The following is a 16,681-nucleotide window of genomic DNA, read 5'->3' as shown; positions in this document are numbered from 1 at the left end:
ATGCGTTTTCACAAGACAGTGATTGCAGGTGCAGTGACGCTCGCGCTCGGCATGGGCGCAGTGTCGGCCGTGCCTGCGACGGCGTCCCCCGTCAATTCAGATGATGATGCCATCCAGACCCAGCTCCACATCCGGAAGAGCTACCACGAGGCAACCCTGACCTACATGAACCCGAAGTCGGTTGCGGGCAAGTTGGAGAACCAGGTCGGTGTGATCGGCTGGGCCGATGGGCGCGTGGTGGCGCCGATCGCGAAGAGTACGACTGAGAGCTCCCCCGAGGACGGCGTCACGGTGCTGGAGCACACCGACCGGCGGCGCGAAGTCACCATGAAGCGCACCTTTACCGTCAAAGGCGACGAGATCAACGTGGTCACCGAGCTCACCAACAACGCCGGAACCGCCCGTGAGCTGGCGATCCGCATGTACAACCACGCCAAGCCAATGAAGGGCACCATGACCGCCGCGCAGTTTGGGGACAGCCTGCGCGGGGAGGACAAGTCCGCCTACCGAGTCGACGCGAACTTCCCGGGTGCGACGGCGCTTGCCACCGCTCAGGATCCGCTGACTCTCCCAAAGTGGAACGCGGGCTCTGACAACAAAAACATGGAACGCGGTGAAGTCCTCAGCGGCACCTGGGTCCAGACCGTCGAGCCTGGCGCGACGATGAAGGCCGAGATGACGGTCAAGATCGAAACGCAGCTGGGGGCGCTGGACTCGGATGGCGACGGCCTGCTAGATATCTGGGAAATGCAGGGTGCGAATGTAAATGGCGTCGATATGCCGTTGCACCGCTGGGGCGCCAACCCGTATGAGAAAGACATCTTCCTCCAGATGAACTGGATGAAGTCCGAATGGGAAACTGAGGGCTGCCAGGAGGCCGCCCGCTTCGCCGTCAACCCCGAAGGCTTCGCCCGCTACGACGCCTGCTCGAAGATGAACACGAACGTCTACCGCCCGTCCGGGCTCATCCTGGACCAGCTGGTGAAGAAGTTCGCCGCACACGGCTACAACCTGCACATCGACGCAGGTAAGGGCTACTCCAAGAACTTCGAAGCCCGCGACGACGAATACCGCGGCGGGCCGATCCTTGACTACAAGGACCACTACTTCAACTCGCCCGAAACGTCCGGCTCCGAGCTGATCACCACGTCGGTGGACCTGCTCAAAGAGCGCGAAGGCATCTTCCGCTCCGGCGTCATCGGCGACCTTATGGACGCCCCCTCCGCCAACGGCTCCATCAACTACGCCACCGGACGCGCACTGATCGGCGGCACGAGCTTCTACGTGTCCAAGAACGCCCGCATGGGCGCCGAGGACAAAGTACGCAACACCATCATGCACGAGCTCGGCCACAACCTGGGTCTGAACCACAACGGCATGCTGTGGGTCGACGGCAAGCGCCAATCCGTCTACGAATGGACCAAGTACGGAGACTGGCTCAGCGATCGCCCATCCGCCATGAACTACGCCTACCAGTTCGTCACCTTCGACTACCAGGAGGAAGACAAGAGCGGCAACCAGGAGGCCCCGCATCCAGGCTGCGCCGGCGCCCCCGACTGCTACGTCGGCGAATGGTCAGTCCCGTCCGAGTGGAAGAACCTCAACGTCAAGGCCGGCGGCATCGGTGACGTCTCCGTCAAGCCCGCCGAGTCCGACTCCGAGTCGGACAAGGACGCCGAGAAGCGCCGCGGCATCGAACGCGACGCCCGCGAACTCGACGCCGCCGCTGCCCTCAAGAACGACGGCAAGGCCGACTTCTACATGGCCGACGAGAACAGCATCGCCACCGTGCGCACCGACAACAAGGTTGTGGGCACCATTGGCAACCGCGGCTACCACGACCATGAGTTCACCGTGCGCGCCTTCTACGGCAAGGAACTTTCCCGCATCGCCCCAGTCCAGACCATCAAGGTCAAGGGCATCGGCGACGCCAAGGAAGCCGGGCCGCAGTCCCGCAAGGAAATCCAGATCCCAATCCCGGACACGCAGCGCCTGTACGGCTCCTACGTGCCGGTCTACATCCAGATCGAAAACGAATCCGGCGAAATCGTCTTCAGCGAGCTTTTCGACATCAGCCTCCTCGACTACACCGAGGACGAGCTGCGCCAAGTCAGCACCCAGCTCGGTGACTCCGTGCTGGGCCAGCGGGCATCCGCACTGCTCTCCCAAGGTAAACTCGGCGACTTCCAGGACACCAACCGCCGCAACCTCGCGGACACCAAGGAACTGAAGCAACCTAAGCGGCCATCGACGCCACCAACCACGTCGGCAAAGCCGTCGCCTTCAGCGGCCCCGAGCACCGCGGCGCCAGCTGACCCAACCACGCAGGACGCCAAGGCCACCGACGACAAGGGCGGCGTCGACGAGAAGACCCGCAACACGATCCTGATCGTTGTCGGCGTGCTGCTCGGCATCCTGGGCCTGGGCGGCGCGGCCGCCGCCGTGATGGCGAACAAATAGGTCGCTTATTCGCCCGACGCACCAAATTCCTTGGTTTTGGCTAGGGTTCCGGCGTTTTCCCAGGTCGCTGGTCGGTTGTGAGGGAATTTGGTGTGCCTGGCTGTGGGGCAGTGCCAAAGGACGCAACCAGTTTTCCGTGACCTGGGCTTTTGCCGGGTTTTTCGGATGTGGTTGCGTCCTTTGGCACTGGCAGCGTGCGGCTACTGCAGCGCCGAGGTCAGCTTCATCACGTTGTCGATGTAGCGGCGGTACCACGGCCGCGTGTTCCAGCGCTCCAGCGTGAGCTCCCGCGTCACGGACAAGTACGTGTCGGCGAGGTGGTTGAGGTTGCGGAGGAGGGGGCCGTCGCTAATTAAGAGTGAGCTTTCGTAGTTGAGTGAGAAACTGCGAATGTCCATGTTGGAGGAGCCGAGCACGCCGACGGCGGCGCCGGGCTCCTTCGAGGTGGGGTCGACGAGCAGGAACTTGGTGTGCAGGACGTAGGGGGCGGGGAACTCCCAGATGTGCACGCCGACCTCGAGGAGCTGTTGGTAGTAGGAGGACTGGGCGTGTTGCACCATGAACTGGTCCGCCTTCTGCCCGACGAGCAGGTCCACGCGCACGCCGCGGTAGCAGGCGGTGGTGATGGCCTCCAGCAGTGAGTCCTCGGGGACGAAGTAGGGGGAGCACAGCACCAGGTGTTCTTTGGCGTGGTGGATGAGGGTGTTAAACATCCGCAAGTTCGGTTCGGCCTGGTAGCCGGGTCCCGAGGGGATGAGCTGGACCAGGTTGGCATCCGCGGGGGCGCCGAGGTCCAAGGGGGCGGTGAGCTCGATGGGTTCGCCGGATTCGGAGTACCAGTCCACGGCGAACAGCGCCTCGATGAAGGTGACGATGGGCCCTTGGAGTTCCACGAAGGCGTCGACCCATTGGCGTCCGGCGGCGCGGTGTTGGCGGGTGAGGTAGGTGCGGTCGATGAGGTTCATGGAGCCCATCATGGCGGTGTGGCCGTCGATAAGGATGAGTTTGCGGTGGTTGCGCAGATCCGGGCGGCGGAAGCGGCCCTTGAGCAGGCTCAGCGGCAACATGAGGTGCCAGTGGATGCCGGCCTTCGTCAGGCGCCGTTTGAGCGCGCGGAAGCCGGGGTATTTCATGGAGCCGATGTGGTCGAAGAGGAGGCGGACGTGGACGCCGCGGGCCACGGCACGCTCCAACGCCTCAAACACAATGGCGGTGGTGTTGTCCCAGGCCACCGCGTAAATCTCGATGTCGACGTACTCTTCCGCCTTATCGACGAGCTCCGCAATCCGCACCATCGTCTTCTCGTAATCCGCCCACATGGCGACCGCGCTACCGTGCACGGCGGGGAAGCCGGTCAGGGTGCGGTTCAGCGTGATCATCGAGGTCACTTCCGGGTTCGCCTGCTGACCGGCGGGAATGTCCGGGATGTCGGAGTAGACGTCGTTGAGGACGGCGTTCGCTTCCTTCTGGATGCGGTGGCGCCGCTGCGAGACGTACTTGGACCCCATCAGCAGGTACAGCGGCAGGCCCACGAACGGGAGCAGCAGAATGAGCAGCAGCCAAGCGTTCGCGCTCGACGGCTTGCGGTTCGACGGCACCACGCCAATCATGACGAACTTGATGGCGTAGTCGATGCCCATGGCGATGAGCTGCCACAGGGAGAGGCCACTGAACAGAGACAACATGGCTACCGCACCTGGTCGAGTGCGAGGTCGGCGGTGTCGTAATCAGCGATGACGGGCGCGTGATCCGATGCGCCCTTGCCGTCGCGCTCCGCCACGTCCACCCAAGCCTGTTGCAGGCGGCGGGCGAGAGGGGGCGTCGCTAAGTGGAAGTCGATGAGCATGCCTTCGTTCTTGGGGAAGCGCATGGACTTGTAATCCCAGAACGAGTACGGGTCCGCGTGGCGGATCTCCTCCAAGCCGGACTCCAGCAGCATCTGGAACGCGGCGCGCTCCGGCTCCGTGACGTGCGTCTTGCCCTCAAACCAGGCGATGTCCCACACGTCCTCGTCGCGCGGCGCAATGTTGAAATCGCCCGTGAACAGCTGCAACGTTTGCGGGTCCACGGTCTCGCGCAGAGAGTAGAGGAACTCGAGTTTGTATTCGTAGTGTGGGTCGCCGATCTCGCGCCCGTTCGGCACGTACAAGCTCCAGATATCGACGCCCCCACAGCTCGCCCCAACCGCCCGGGCCTCCACAACCGGATCTCCCTTCTTCGCGAACGACGGCTGGCGCTCAAAGTGCGTCCGCACGTTCTCCAGCCCCACCCGCGACGCGATGGCCACACCATTCCACTGGTCGTAGCCCACGTGTGCGACCTCGTAGCCCGCCGCCTCGAACGTTGAGTAGGGGAACGTGGCGTCCTTCGTCTTCGTTTCCTGCATGGCCAACACGTCGACGTCGTTGCGGTCGAGGAAAGCGGCGATCCTCTCCGCCCGCGTACGTACAGAGTTCACGTTCCAAGTGGCGATGCGCATGCCAATATCCTAGCGCAGACGCAGGACACGCCGCCGATGATGGTCATCGCCCACGATCTCCTCCGGGCCGACCTCCCACAGCTCCGGGTGTCGCGCCGCGTGCTTCTCCGCCGCCTTGCCGATGCGCTCCGGCACCAACAGGCGCACTGGGAGGGAGTGGGCGTCGTAAAAATCTTTGAGCTCGGTGAGTGGCAGCGGTGCGAGTGCCGCCGACGGGCCCAACGGCACTGCCGTATTATCCTGCGGGTTCGCGGCGCCCGCGCGGGCCAGCCACCCCTCGACCCACTCCTGCACTGGTGCCGGGTTCGCCTCCGCGAGCTCCACCTCTTTTCGACGAATCTCCGAATTCCGAACCGTCTTCGGCGCCAGCGAACGCACCGCCACCGGTTCCGTGATCGTCACCTCGCGCCCATCGCGGCGGCGCACCCGCAGCGGGTCCAACCCCACGACCTCCCCGATCGCCTCATTGACCCCGGACTCCGTGCGGTAGCGAACCGTCACCCTGCCCCCGACAGCGGGCGCTTCTTGGCGGAACAATTAGTGCCCGAACGGGTCTTCGTCAGTGCCCGGCAGCCACGTGTTGCCCGGCTCCGTCCACCCGTTCGCCTTAATCGCGCGCTTCGCCTCCCGCTTGTAGCGGCCGGTCAGCACGTCCGTGTACACGAAGCCATCCAGGTGGCCGACCTCATGCTGCAGACACCGCGCGAAGAACCCAGTGCCCTCAATTTCAATCTCGTTGCCGTTCTCGTCCAGGCCCGTGACCTTGGCCCAGTCCGCACGGCCGGTGGGGAAGCCCTCGCCCGGGACGGACAGGCAGCCTTCGTCGTCCTCGCCGTCGTCGCGCGGCATGGTCTTCGGGATCTCGCTTGTCTCCAGCACCGGGTTGATCACGGTGCCGCGGCGCATCGTGTCGCCGTCAGGGCAGTGGTACACGAACAGGCGCAGCGGCACACCAATCTGGTTCGCGGCCAGGCCCACGCCGTTGGCGGCGTCCATCGTTTCGTGCATGTCCGCAATGAGTTCCTGCAGCTCCTCGACTGGTTGCTCCACCGGCTTCGTCGGGTTGTGCAGGACAGGGTCGCCATAAATAACGATCGGTCGAATGGTCATGGCTACCATAATAGGCATGCCTGAGCAGCTTTCAGATTCGGACCGCGCCATCCTCACCTTCGAGGCCCACGCCCCGCGCGCCATCGGCGCCAAAGAGGAAGCCATCACCACGCAGCTCGGGCTTACACCGGTTCGCTACTACCAAAAACTCAACCTCCTTCTCGACGACCCCTCCGCCCTCTCCGAATTCCCCCAACTCGTGCGCCGCCTGCAGCGCCTCCGCGACCGGTGATCGGTTCAGGGATCCATTTCGCGTTTCCCCAGCTCGCGTCGTCTGTCCCTACAGGAACTTGGTGCACACCTGGCCGCTCCTCGCCCCAAACTGCTCGTAGCGTGCGCTTAGAAGCGTGCGATGCAGGTCGCGCATTTTCACCCAGCCCGGCCGATTTCCGACGACCAGCATCGCACTCCTTGAACACCTCGACCGGAATGTACTGGCGGTTGGCGAAACCAAGCACGTGGTGCGCGTGGGAAGATGTAAACGTCTGCAAAAACGTTTAGAGTGGCGCATGTGACTAATGTGAATCCTGAGAACGAGTACCAGGGCGCCCACCGCCGCGCCGAAGAGCCCGAAGAGGACGACTACGACCAAAACTACGAAGCGGCGCCGGCGGCGGCGTTCCCGAAGCGGGGCGTCGCGATGATCCTGCTGGCCGTCGCAGCCCTTCTGTTGCTGTGGGGCATTTACGCCATGAACAAGGGCGACGGAAACCAGGACGCGGCCGCGCCGGGCACCACCGAAGCCACGACCGCCCAAGCAACCCAAGCTACCCAGGCAACAACCGCGATCTCGGCGCCGGCGAGCCCATCCGAACAGGCCAAGCCGGAAGGAACCCAGCCCACCGAGCAGCAGCCAGCCCCGGCCGAAAAGCCAGCCGAGCAGGAACAGCCGGCGCCAGCCCCCGCAGGTCTGGCTCGCGAGCAGGCGCAGGTGTACGTCTACAACAACTCCGGCATCCCGGATCTGGCCAACCGGACCGCCGGTGACCTCGCCGCCCAGTACAACGTGGCGAACCGCTCCAACGACGCCGCCGCGATGAACATGCCGGAGCAGACCTACGGCGCGTTCCCGCAGACCTTCGTGTTCTTCAACCCGAACACCCCTGGCGCTGACGCGGTTGCCGCGGAGCTCGCGCAGCGGATCGGGGGTACGCCTCGGGCGACGACGGATGTGCCGGCGAATACGAGTTTGCCGCGAGAGGCCGTCGAGAAGCCGGAGGCGATCACTGTCGTCCTTGCGGGAGAATAAAACCCCCGCGCGGGCCCAGCGCAGCGTTTAGACTGGCTTGCTATGGATCCATACCGCGAGTTCGCCCGTTCCCCCGAGCCGACACTGGGAGTGGAGTGGGAGATCTGTGTCGTTGATAAGGAGACGCGGGACCTGGTACCCCGCGCCCCCGAAATTATCGACGCCATCTCCGCCACGAACCCCAACGTGCACCTCGAGCGGGAGTTCCTCCAAAACACGGTCGAGCTGGTGACGCCGGTATGTAAGAATACGAAAGAGGCCGTCGATAAGCTGGCGGAGAGCTTGGCCGTCGTGCGCGCCGAAGCTGACGCCCGCGACCTCGACCTGTGGGCCAGCGGCGGCCACCCATTTTCCGACTTCCGCGAGCAAGCCCTCAGCCCCAAAATTTCCTACAAGGAAATGATCAACCGTACTCAGTACTGGGGTCAGCAAATGCTGCTGTGGGGTATTCACTGCCACGTCGGCATCAGTCACGAAGACCGCGTCTGGCCAATCATCAACGCGGTGATGACGCACTACCCGCACCTGCTCGCCATCTCCGCATCCAGCCCCGGCTGGGACGGGCTGGACACCGGGTACGCCTCCAACCGCACCATGCTCTACCAGCAGCTTCCCACCGCCGGGATGCCGTACCAGTTCCAAAGCTGGGCCGAATGGGTCCAATTCATGGACGACCAGCGCACCTCCGGCGTGATCAACCACACCGGCTCCATGCACTTCGACGTCCGCCCCGCGGCCAAGTGGGGCACCATCGAAGTCCGCATCAGCGACGCCACATCCAACCTGCGCGAACTCGCCGCGGTCGTCGCACTGACTCACTGCTTGGTCGTCTACTACGACCAACTTCTCGACGCCGGCGAAGCCCTCCCCACGCTCCAGCCCTGGCACGTCGCCGAAAACAAGTGGCGCGGGGCCCGCTACGGCCTCGACGCGCTGGTGATCACCAGCCGCGACACCGACGAACGCTGGCTCCGCGACGAACTCGTTACGTTGGTGGACACCCTGCAGCCTGTGGCTGCGCAGCTTGGGTGCACGCGCGAGCTGAACCTGGTGCTGGAGATCATGCAACGCGGCGCCGGCTACCAGCGGCAACGCCGCATCTACGAGATGACGGGCTCCTGGCACGACGTCGTCGCCGCCACCTGCGCCGAGATGCAGGAGATGACCTGGGAGTAGCTTGTTTGGGCCTAGTGCACCACATTCCCGCGGGGAGGTTGCGCGACCTGGGGGAATGCGTTGGGGTCTTCGCGGAATCCAGGAATGTGGTGTGCGTGCCAGCTGGGGTGACACCAAAATCCTGGATTTCTGCAGAGCGGGCTGGAATAAGCCCAGGTGGTTGGAAGCTCGTGAGGGAATGTGGTGCGCGTAGGGGCTGGTTGATGCTTGATGGGGTAGGGTTGGCGTCGATAAGTGTTGAGAGGGGAACAGCATGGCAAACGTGAATGATGTGGCGAGATACATTTTGGAGCGTCAGGGGGAAAGCCTGAGTACCATGAAGCTGCAAAAACTCGTTTACTACGCACAGGCTTGGAGCTTGGTCTGGGACGAGAAGCCGCTGTTTAACTCCCGTTTCGAGGCCTGGGCGAACGGCCCAGTGTGCCGTGAACTATACAACCAACACCGTGGGCACTTCACCGCAACTCCCGAAATGTTTCCCGGCGATGCTCACCGGCTCACAAACGATGAGCGGGAGACGATCGACACTGTGCTCGACGCATACGGGCATCTCACTGGCCAACAGTTGAGCGACCTCGCGCATGGCGAGCGGCCCTGGCGGGAAGCCCGTGAAGGCGTTGCAGTGGGGGCGCCTTCCACACATGAGGTGAGTCAGGAAGTCATGCAGGATTTCTACAGTTCGATGCAGTCGGCGTCTGCGGTGTAGTTCGCGTGGGTGGGGGAAAGCGTAGTAGGAAGAAGCTTGCGCGTCAGCAAAACAACTTCGGGGGTAAGCGTGTTCCACACTTGTCGCCGGTGGCAAGCGATAAAAGCGTGCCCAGTGAGGCGACACAAAGTGCCTGGCGGGAAATGCCTGTTCGGTGGACTGTCGCTGAATTGGACATCCCTCCTGGTGAGAGCTTGTGCCGATGGTCGCTGGAGGCCAAAGAGACGAAAGAGCTCTTGACATTTTTGGAGAGCATTTCACGAAAGACATGGAAAGAGTGCCTTGCTGAGACCGTCATGTCCGGCCGGAAGAAACGACCCCGGAACCATGACCAACACGTTTCGACCCTGAGTATCAACGCCCAAAAGCGCATTCAAGCGCTGCCCTCTGCGGAGGAGCGTGTGTTTCGATTCCGTCTATCTGGCGAGCCCCGATTATGGGGCTTCCGATCCGGTGACCTATTCCGAGTATTGTGGTACGACCCTCACCATGCCGTTTGCCCTGTGGAGAAGCAAAGTACCTAGTGGGTCTGGACCTTGAGCACCACATTCCCACGAGGGGTGCGCGCGACCAGGGGAAACACCTTGGGGCGTTCGCGGAATCCAGGAATGTGGTGCGCGCGACTCGCGCGGGAGCGCCAAAAACCTACTTCTTGGTGGGGTCGACGCGCTTGGGGTGGTAGGCGGCGGGGCGGTCGTTGCGGCTGAGGGAGTCGGGGTTGCCGTAGAGGCCTTCGCGGCGGGCGACGCGGCCGAGGCGCTGCGCGGTGACGGGGTTGGTCATCAGGGCGAAGATGAGCAGGATGAGGATGACACCGATGTCGTGAAGTTCGTGGGTGCCGACAGCCTCGCCGGTGCCGGTGGCCCCTCCGGCCTGCCCATTCGAGAGTCGAATAATCGTGCCGATGATCATGAGGACCAGCCCCGTGGTTTGGGGCTTCGTGATGGCGTGGATGCGCGCCATAGTGGACTGGAAGCGCGCGGTGCCGATGGCGGCGGAGAACACCATGAATGCGCCGGGGAGGATGAAGACGAGGGAGGCGGCGTCGAGGAAGAATGCGAGTGTCATTGGTGGGTCCTTCCTAGGAGTTGTCGCGTTTGCGGAAGCGGGCGACGGACAGGGAGGCGATGAAGCCGAGGAGCGCGATCACCATCATGACGTTGACGACGGTGGTGTCGAGCGTCCAGCAGATGTAGAGGGCGAGGACGCATTGCAGTGATGCGGTGATGGCGTCGTTGCCGAGGACGCGGTCCATGGAGTCGGGGCCGACGATGACTCGCCAGGCCAGCACGAGGAAGCCGATGGCGAGGAAGATGCCGGCGACGATGAGGAATGCGTTGTATACCTGGGGGTTCATGGGCTATCGCCTGCTTTCGAAGATGTCGATCATTTGGCGCTCGAGTTTGGCTACGTTGGCGATTTCGCGGTCGATGTCGGTTTGGTTGTCGGCGTGGAGGACGTGGATGGTCCATTCGCGGTTGGCGATGTCGATGTCGGTGACACTGCCGCCGGGTTGCAGGTTGTAGGCGCAGGTGGCGAGGTAGAGGACCAGGTCGTCGGAGACGCGCATGGGCACGCGGAGGATGGCATTTTTGGGCGGGGCGGCGGGCCGCAGCGCGAGCCAGGAGACCTTGGCGGAGGCGACGATGAGGTCGGCGAACCACTGCAGTACGAACAGCAGCAGTTTGCCCCAGTGGATTTTGTTGCCGCTACGGGGGATGTTCGGCAGCGGCAGCACGAGCACGATCAGGACGCCGAGCGCCAGCCCGGCGGCGACGTTGCCCCAGGTGAGGTCGCCTTGCATGAGGACCCACATGAATGCGAGCCAGAGGACGAAGGCGCCGCGGAAGCGGTTTCGGATGCCGGTGAGGAGGTGGTTCATCGGTGTGCTCCTGTCGGTTCGGCGGTTGCGCTGGCGGGGAGGGGGACTCGTTCTGTCGTGACGACGTCCTCTCCGTCAGCGGAGCGCGCTGATTTGCGGGCGAGCGCGTCTTTGCCGCCGCCGGAGTCGGTGGGTTGGCGGAAGGCGTCGAGGTCCCGGGTTGGGTTGGTGGGGTCGCCGGAGAGGACGGCGTGTTGGTAGATGCGTTGGTCGCTGGAGGATTCGGCGGCGCGGTCGGTGATGGCGGAGATCGGGCCGACGAGGAACGTGATGGACACGGAGGTCGCTACGAGGAGCGCGGTGGACAGCAGCATGCCGACGGGGATGCGGCCGACGTCGGCGCGGTCGTCGACGGCGATGGTGTCGTGGCGCTCGGTAAGCGATGAGGGTCGCGCCATGGCGACGGATTCGGGGGCGTCGGCGCGGTCGCGGAGGAAGCCCTTGGACCAGACGAGGATCATGGCGTAGAGCGTCAATAAGGAGGTGACGACGGCCCCTGCGATGAGCACCCAGGCGAGCCAGGAGCCCTCGGCGGCGCCGGCCTGGATGAGCATGATCTTGCCGAGGAACCCGGAGAACGGCGGGATGCCGCCCAGGTTGAGCGCCGGGATGAAGTAGAGCAGAGCGATGAGCGGCGCGGTGTAGAGCAGGGAGCCGAGGCGGCGCAGCTGCGCGGACCCGGCCTGGCGCTCGATCAGGCCGACGACCAGGAAGAGCGAGGTCTGCACCAGGATGTGGTGGACGGCGTAGAAGATCGCGCCCGACAGGCCGGCGACGGTGCCGAGTGCGATGCCGAAGATCATGTAGCCGATGTGGCTGACCAGAGTGAAGGAGAGGAGACGCTTGATGTCGTTCTGCGCGAGTGCTCCCATCACTCCGATGACCATGGTCAGTAGTGCGACCCACATCAGGAGGGTGTCGAGGGAGCCGTCGATAAATATGGTGGTGCGGACGCGAATGATGGCGTAGACGCCCACCTTGGTGAGCAACCCGGCGAACACCGCGGTGACCAGTGAGGCGGCGGTGGGGTAGGAGTCGGGGAGCCAGGCGTCGAGCGGGAAGACGGCGGCTTTGATGCCGAATGCGACGAGCAGCGTGGCGAAGATCGCGGCGCGCGTGCCGTCCGGGACCTCGGCCATGCGCTGGCCGACCTGCGCCATGCTCACCGTGCCGGTGGAGGAGTAGATCAGCGCGAGCGCGAACAGGAACACCATCGAGGACGCCATGGAGACCATCACGTAGCCGATGCCGGCGCGCACACGCCCCGGCGAGGCGCCGAGAGTGAGCAGCACGTACGAGGCCACGAGGAAGACCTCGAAGCCGACGTACAGGTTGAACAGGTCGCCGGCGAGGAAGGACAGGTTCACGCCCATGCACAGCAGCATGTAGACGGGGAGGAAGACGGCGACTGGGTCGTCCTCGTCGCCGTCGCGAAGCCCTTGGGAGATGCCGTACCACATGACGGCGAACAGCACGATGGAGGAGACGAACACCATGATGGTGGACAGGCGGTCCGCCACCAACGTGATGCCGATGGGTGCTTCCCAGCCGCCCATCTGGACGGTCTGGATGCCGTGGACGTCTGCGATGATGATCATCGCACCCGAGATGACGGCCAGCGCGAACAGAGTCGTCAGCGCGATGGTGCGCTGCAGGGTGACGGCGCGCCCGGTGACCAGGATCAGCGCCGCTGCCAGCGCTGGCAGCAGCAGCGGCATGACGGTGAGGATCGGCATGGCGGGCAGCGCCCAGTGGGCGAACTCGAACAGGTTATTCGTCATCGTCGGCCTCCTTGACGGGGTCTTCAAAGGAGCGTGGGCCGAAGGCGTCGCCCTCGGAGCTCATGCGTCCGGTCTCTGGGTCGTCGGAGGCGTCGTGGTCGGGGGCCGCCGCCGGGGTCTTCGGACGGGCGGCGATCGCGCGGTCTTCCTCGTCGCGCTCGATGATGTCGTCGGTGCGGTAGCGGTACTGGCGGTAGGCCAGGGCCAGCATGAACGCGACCATCGCCATCGAAATGACAATCGCGGTGAGGATCATCGCCTGCGCGAGCGGGTCGGCGGTGCGCTCGCCGAACAAGGTAGACATGCGCCCAATGATCGGCGGGGAGCCGGCCTGCCCGCCGGATTGCAGCAGCAGCAGGTTCGCGCCGTTGCCGAGCAGCAGCACGCCCATGATCATGCGGGTCAGTGCCCTATCGAGCATCAGGTACACGCCGGTGGCCACGAGCACACCCGACCCGATGAGCAGGAACAGGTTCGCTTCCATTACTCGCTCCTTTCGCGGCCACGCGCGGTGGTGTGCACCGGCGCCCCAATTGTCGACGCCCGGCCCCGCCCTGCCGTCGCGTCACCGTCACCAGTGACCGCTTCTCGACGCCTCTTTCGCGCCAACCGCTTCGTTGCCTGCGCTTCGCGGCGTCGTTTATTCTTCTCCTGCAGCTCACGAGCGCGCTGGCGAGCGTACTGCTTGCGGTTGTCTTCCTCTTGGTCGAGGTAGCCGCCCATGGAGGTCAGGATGTGCAGGGTCAGGCCGACCACGATGAGGTACACACCGGCGTCGAACACGAGCGCCGAGGTGACGTCAAACGAGCCGATAAGCGGCAGCGTGACCGTGGTGTAGCCGGACGTGAGCGGCGGGTTGCCGAAGAACATCGGGGTCACCGCCGCGGCGAAGGAGAACAGCATGCCGGTGCCCAGCAGCTTCGCCGGGTCCACAGGCAGGGCCTCCTCGATTTCCTGGCGCCCGCCCGCGAGGTAGCGCAGCGTGAACGCCAGCGCCGCCACCAGGCCGCCGGCGAAGCCGCCGCCGGGCGCGTTGTGGCCGCCGAAGAAGAAGTACAGGGACAGCAGAATCATCGACGGGAACAGGATCCGTGTTGCCACGTCCACCATCAGCGAACGGTTCTGCGCCGTCTCCGAATCCACGCCGCTGGCCAGCCAGCGCGGCTTGGTGGTGGACAGCGTCGGGCGCCTCGAGGAGCGCCCAAACTTGCCGGTGCCGAAGATCAGGCTGGCCACGCCCGTCGCCGCGATCACCAGCACAGTGATCTCGCCGAATGTATCGGCGGCGCGCAGGTCCACGAGCAGCACGTTCACCGTGTTGCGGCCGTGGCCGATGTCGTGCGCCAGCTCCGGCATGAACACCGAGATCGGGTCGGCGGTGCGCGCGCTCATCGCAAACATGGCGATCACCACAACCGACACGCCAGTCAGGATCGACAGCCAGGCACGGGCCCGGTTGTCGTCGCTGCGGGGCTCGACCTCCGTCGGCATCTTGCGAAGGATCAGCATGAACACCACCATCACGATCGTCTCCACGAGCGCCTGCGTCAGCGCCAGATCCGGCGCGCCGTGCAGGGCAAAGATCGTCGCCATGCCGTAGCCGGTCAGCCCCACCATCACCACGGCGGATAGGCGGTTGCGTTGGACCGTCGCAAAGACAGCCATGCAGACCATGATGAACACCACCAGGCCCTGCCACGGCGAATCCCACAACATCATCCGAATATCGTTCGAGCGGCCCAGCACCAGCGCCGCCAGCGGCACCACGGCCAACACCGCGAAAATCACGCCCAGGTTGATCACCAGGGAACCGCGCTGCGTCGACGCCGTCAACCGCAGCGACGCAGTCCGCAGCTGCGCGAGCAGCGCGTCCCACAACGCGTCACCATTGCCGAGCGCAGGCTTGCCCGTCTGCAGCGGTTTCAGCAACGCACGCTGCCAGAACATGACGACGCCACCCAGCACAATCACGGCCGTCAGCACCAGCGGGATCGTAATCCCGTGCCACAGCGCCAACTCCTCCTGCTCGCCGCCGGGGAAGCGCACATCCAGGTACTCGTTGAACGCCGTCGACAGCAGCACCGGGAAGATTCCGCACACCACCGTCAACGTGGTCAGCACCGCCGGCGAAATCCACAAGGTCGGGCCGATCGGGTGCATCTCGCGCACCGCCTTCGACTCGCCGTTGTTGTGTGCTGGCTTCGTCGCAAAGGCGGACCACCAGAAGTACAGCGAGTAGGCCATCGTCAGGATGGACCCCGCGACGATCGCCACCAGCGTCATGTATCCCGGCATGCCGTGCAGCATCTCCTCGTGCAGGATCGCCTCCAGCGCGGACTCCTTCGCCACAAAGCCGAAGAACGGCGGAATGCCCGCCATCGACGCCGCCGACACCGCCGCCAAAAACGCCACAAACGGCTCCCGCTTCGCCAACCCCGACAGCTCGTGGATGTCGCGGGTGCCCGTCGAGTGGTCAATCGCGCCCACGATCATGAACAGCGTCGCCTTGAACATCGAGTGCCCGAACGTAATTGCCAGGCCAGCCATCGTCGCCTCACGCGACCCAATGCCGATCACCGTCGTGATAAAGCCCAGCTGAGACACCGTGCCGTACGCCAGGATCAGCTTCAGGTCACGCTGCTTCAGCGCCAACCAACCACCCAGAATCATGGTGAACACGCCCGTCGACAGCACCACCAGGTGCCACGTGCTTACCACCGCCATATCCGGCGCCAGGCGCGCCACCAGGTAAATGCCGGCCTTCACCATCGCTGCCGAGTGCAAATACGCCGACACCGGCGTCGGCGCCGCCATCGCCCCCGGCAACCAAATATGCCACGGGGCCTGCGCCGACTTCGTCATCGCCCCCAACATAATCAGCACAATCGCCGTCGAAATCGCAGGCGTATTCTCAATATTCGCAAACTGCGACACCTCGCTGAGGCGCCAAATCCCCGTCTTGTAGCCCAGCAAATTAATACCGACGAGCATCGCCAGCCCGCCGAACGTCGTAATCATCAGCGCCTGAATCGCCGCCCTGCGCGACGACGCCCGTTCACCGTAGTAGCTGACCAGCATGTACGAGAGTATCGACGTCAACTCCCAAAACACGTACATCAGCAAGAAACTGTCCGAAATCACCAACCCGTACATCACGGAGGCGAACATGGTCAGCTCCCCGCCAAACTTGGCCAACCTGCGCGGATTCGAATCGAAATACCCCCAGCAGTACAGCAACACCAAGGAGCCGACGCCCAAAATAATCAAACTGAACAAGCCCGCCAGGGCGTCCAACCTGAAATCCAGGTTCAACTCCGCCGACGGCATCCACGGAATCCGCGAAACGATCTCCCCGCCATCCACAAAGACACCCTTTGCGAACAGGTACACCATCCACGCGAACCCGCCCAGCGGCACCAACGCCACCAGCGCAAACGCCGATCTACCGATCGTACGGATCAACAACGGCGCCGCCGACGTCGCGACGAACAGCGCGACAAGTAGCGTCAACACAACCCGGGCCTCCTTGTTCAGCTTCTTCAGTTCTTCAGCTTCGGCGCGCCACAGCAACGCAGCTGCCCACCATGCACCGTCGAAACTAGAAACAAGGCGCGTCATGATCAGTGGCGCGACCAACAAAATCTCACTGTACTCACAGCTCCGACATTTTGCGAACGGCTTTCGCCCTGGCTGGCCTGCCTGTCTGGCCCCCCTGGTGCGCCTGCGCCCCGCGCCTGTGCCCTCTTTGAAAAAGTTCCCGCGTCCGGGAACCATTTTGCGTTTCGGACTGGTTCCGGTCGACCAACGGTTGCGTTTCTGCAGGTCGCGACGGCTGTCC

General features: G+C 64.0%; 15 protein-coding genes. 5 read left to right on the top strand and 10 right to left on the bottom strand.

Annotated elements, in window-relative coordinates:
- Nucleotides 1–2,460 carry a hypothetical protein gene (locus KBX14_RS08390; protein WP_256042301.1) on the top strand — a complete coding sequence of 820 codons (2,460 nt, stop codon included), beginning with the start codon at nt 1–3 and terminating at the stop codon, nt 2,458–2,460.
- Between the two features lie 200 nt (nt 2,461–2,660).
- Here the strand turns inward: KBX14_RS08390 and cls are convergent, their stop codons facing one another.
- Genes cls through KBX14_RS08370 form a run of 4 tightly spaced genes read right to left on the bottom strand, consistent with a single transcriptional unit; the run spans nt 2,661 to nt 6,049 of the window.
- On the bottom strand, nt 2,661–4,142 hold the full coding sequence (gene cls, locus KBX14_RS08385) for a cardiolipin synthase (RefSeq protein ID WP_370687092.1): 1,482 nt from the start codon (nt 4,140–4,142) through the stop codon (nt 2,661–2,663).
- 5 nt (nt 4,143–4,147) lie between these two features.
- On the bottom strand, nt 4,148–4,939 hold the full coding sequence (locus tag KBX14_RS08380; RefSeq protein WP_256005564.1) for an exodeoxyribonuclease III: 792 nt from the start codon (nt 4,937–4,939) through the stop codon (nt 4,148–4,150).
- A 9-nt stretch (nt 4,940–4,948) separates the two neighbouring features.
- Complete coding sequence (locus tag KBX14_RS08375; RefSeq protein WP_256042299.1) at nt 4,949–5,440, bottom strand: hypothetical protein; 492 nt, start codon at nt 5,438–5,440, stop codon at nt 4,949–4,951.
- Nucleotides 5,441–5,476: 36 nt separating this feature from the next.
- Nucleotides 5,477–6,049 (bottom strand): peptide deformylase, encoded by a 573-nt coding sequence (locus KBX14_RS08370; RefSeq protein ID WP_256008458.1) that lies wholly within the window; start codon nt 6,047–6,049, stop codon nt 5,477–5,479.
- Nucleotides 6,050–6,065: 16 nt separating this feature from the next.
- Here KBX14_RS08370 and KBX14_RS08365 point away from each other — a divergent pair, with 16 nt between their 5' ends.
- The 4 genes from KBX14_RS08365 (at nt 6,066) to KBX14_RS08350 (ending at nt 9,180) form a co-directional block, all read left to right on the top strand.
- Nucleotides 6,066–6,281 carry a DUF3263 domain-containing protein gene (locus tag KBX14_RS08365; protein WP_070361851.1) on the top strand — a complete coding sequence of 72 codons (216 nt, stop codon included), beginning with the start codon at nt 6,066–6,068 and terminating at the stop codon, nt 6,279–6,281.
- Nucleotides 6,282–6,560: 279 nt separating this feature from the next.
- Nucleotides 6,561–7,298 (top strand): LytR C-terminal domain-containing protein, encoded by a 738-nt coding sequence (locus KBX14_RS08360; RefSeq protein WP_256008459.1) that lies wholly within the window; start codon nt 6,561–6,563, stop codon nt 7,296–7,298.
- Between the two features lie 42 nt (nt 7,299–7,340).
- The gene (locus KBX14_RS08355) at nt 7,341–8,474 is read left to right on the top strand and encodes a glutamate--cysteine ligase (protein ID WP_070361853.1); all 1,134 of its coding nucleotides are present in this window, start codon (nt 7,341–7,343) and stop codon (nt 8,472–8,474) included.
- Between the two features lie 253 nt (nt 8,475–8,727).
- On the top strand, nt 8,728–9,180 hold the full coding sequence (locus KBX14_RS08350; protein ID WP_070361854.1) for a Panacea domain-containing protein: 453 nt from the start codon (nt 8,728–8,730) through the stop codon (nt 9,178–9,180).
- 645 nt (nt 9,181–9,825) lie between these two features.
- Here KBX14_RS08350 and KBX14_RS08345 read toward each other — a convergent pair.
- From KBX14_RS08345 to KBX14_RS08320, 6 genes are read right to left on the bottom strand one after another with little or no spacing between them, the layout of a single operon-like run.
- Nucleotides 9,826–10,248 (bottom strand): monovalent cation/H(+) antiporter subunit G, encoded by a 423-nt coding sequence (locus KBX14_RS08345; RefSeq protein WP_256008461.1) that lies wholly within the window; start codon nt 10,246–10,248, stop codon nt 9,826–9,828.
- Nucleotides 10,249–10,261: 13 nt separating this feature from the next.
- Nucleotides 10,262–10,537, bottom strand: coding sequence for a monovalent cation/H+ antiporter complex subunit F (locus KBX14_RS08340; protein ID WP_070361856.1), 276 nt, complete (start codon nt 10,535–10,537; stop codon nt 10,262–10,264).
- A 3-nt stretch (nt 10,538–10,540) separates the two neighbouring features.
- Nucleotides 10,541–11,062: a Na+/H+ antiporter subunit E gene (locus KBX14_RS08335; RefSeq protein WP_070361857.1), complete on the bottom strand. Its 522-nt coding sequence runs from the start codon at nt 11,060–11,062 to the stop codon at nt 10,541–10,543.
- Entirely contained in the window at nt 11,059–12,843 is a 1,785-nt protein-coding gene (locus tag KBX14_RS08330) for a Na+/H+ antiporter subunit D (protein WP_256042298.1), read from the bottom strand. The genes KBX14_RS08335 and KBX14_RS08330 overlap by 4 nt, the downstream gene beginning before the upstream one ends.
- Nucleotides 12,833–13,327 (bottom strand): Na(+)/H(+) antiporter subunit C, encoded by a 495-nt coding sequence (locus KBX14_RS08325; RefSeq protein WP_070361859.1) that lies wholly within the window; start codon nt 13,325–13,327, stop codon nt 12,833–12,835. The genes KBX14_RS08330 and KBX14_RS08325 overlap by 11 nt, the downstream gene beginning before the upstream one ends.
- A complete protein-coding gene (locus tag KBX14_RS08320) occupies nt 13,327–16,356 on the bottom strand; it encodes a Na+/H+ antiporter subunit A (protein WP_256042312.1) in 3,030 nt (1,009 codons plus the stop codon). The genes KBX14_RS08325 and KBX14_RS08320 overlap by 1 nt, the downstream gene beginning before the upstream one ends.
- Nucleotides 16,357–16,681 lie beyond the last annotated feature (325 nt).

The organism is Corynebacterium sp. CCUG 61414 (genome assembly GCF_024453945.1).
In the GTDB taxonomy this organism is placed as follows: Bacteria; Actinomycetota; Actinomycetes; order Mycobacteriales; family Mycobacteriaceae; genus Corynebacterium; species Corynebacterium pseudogenitalium.
This window is presented reverse-complemented; position numbering and strand designations above follow the sequence as displayed.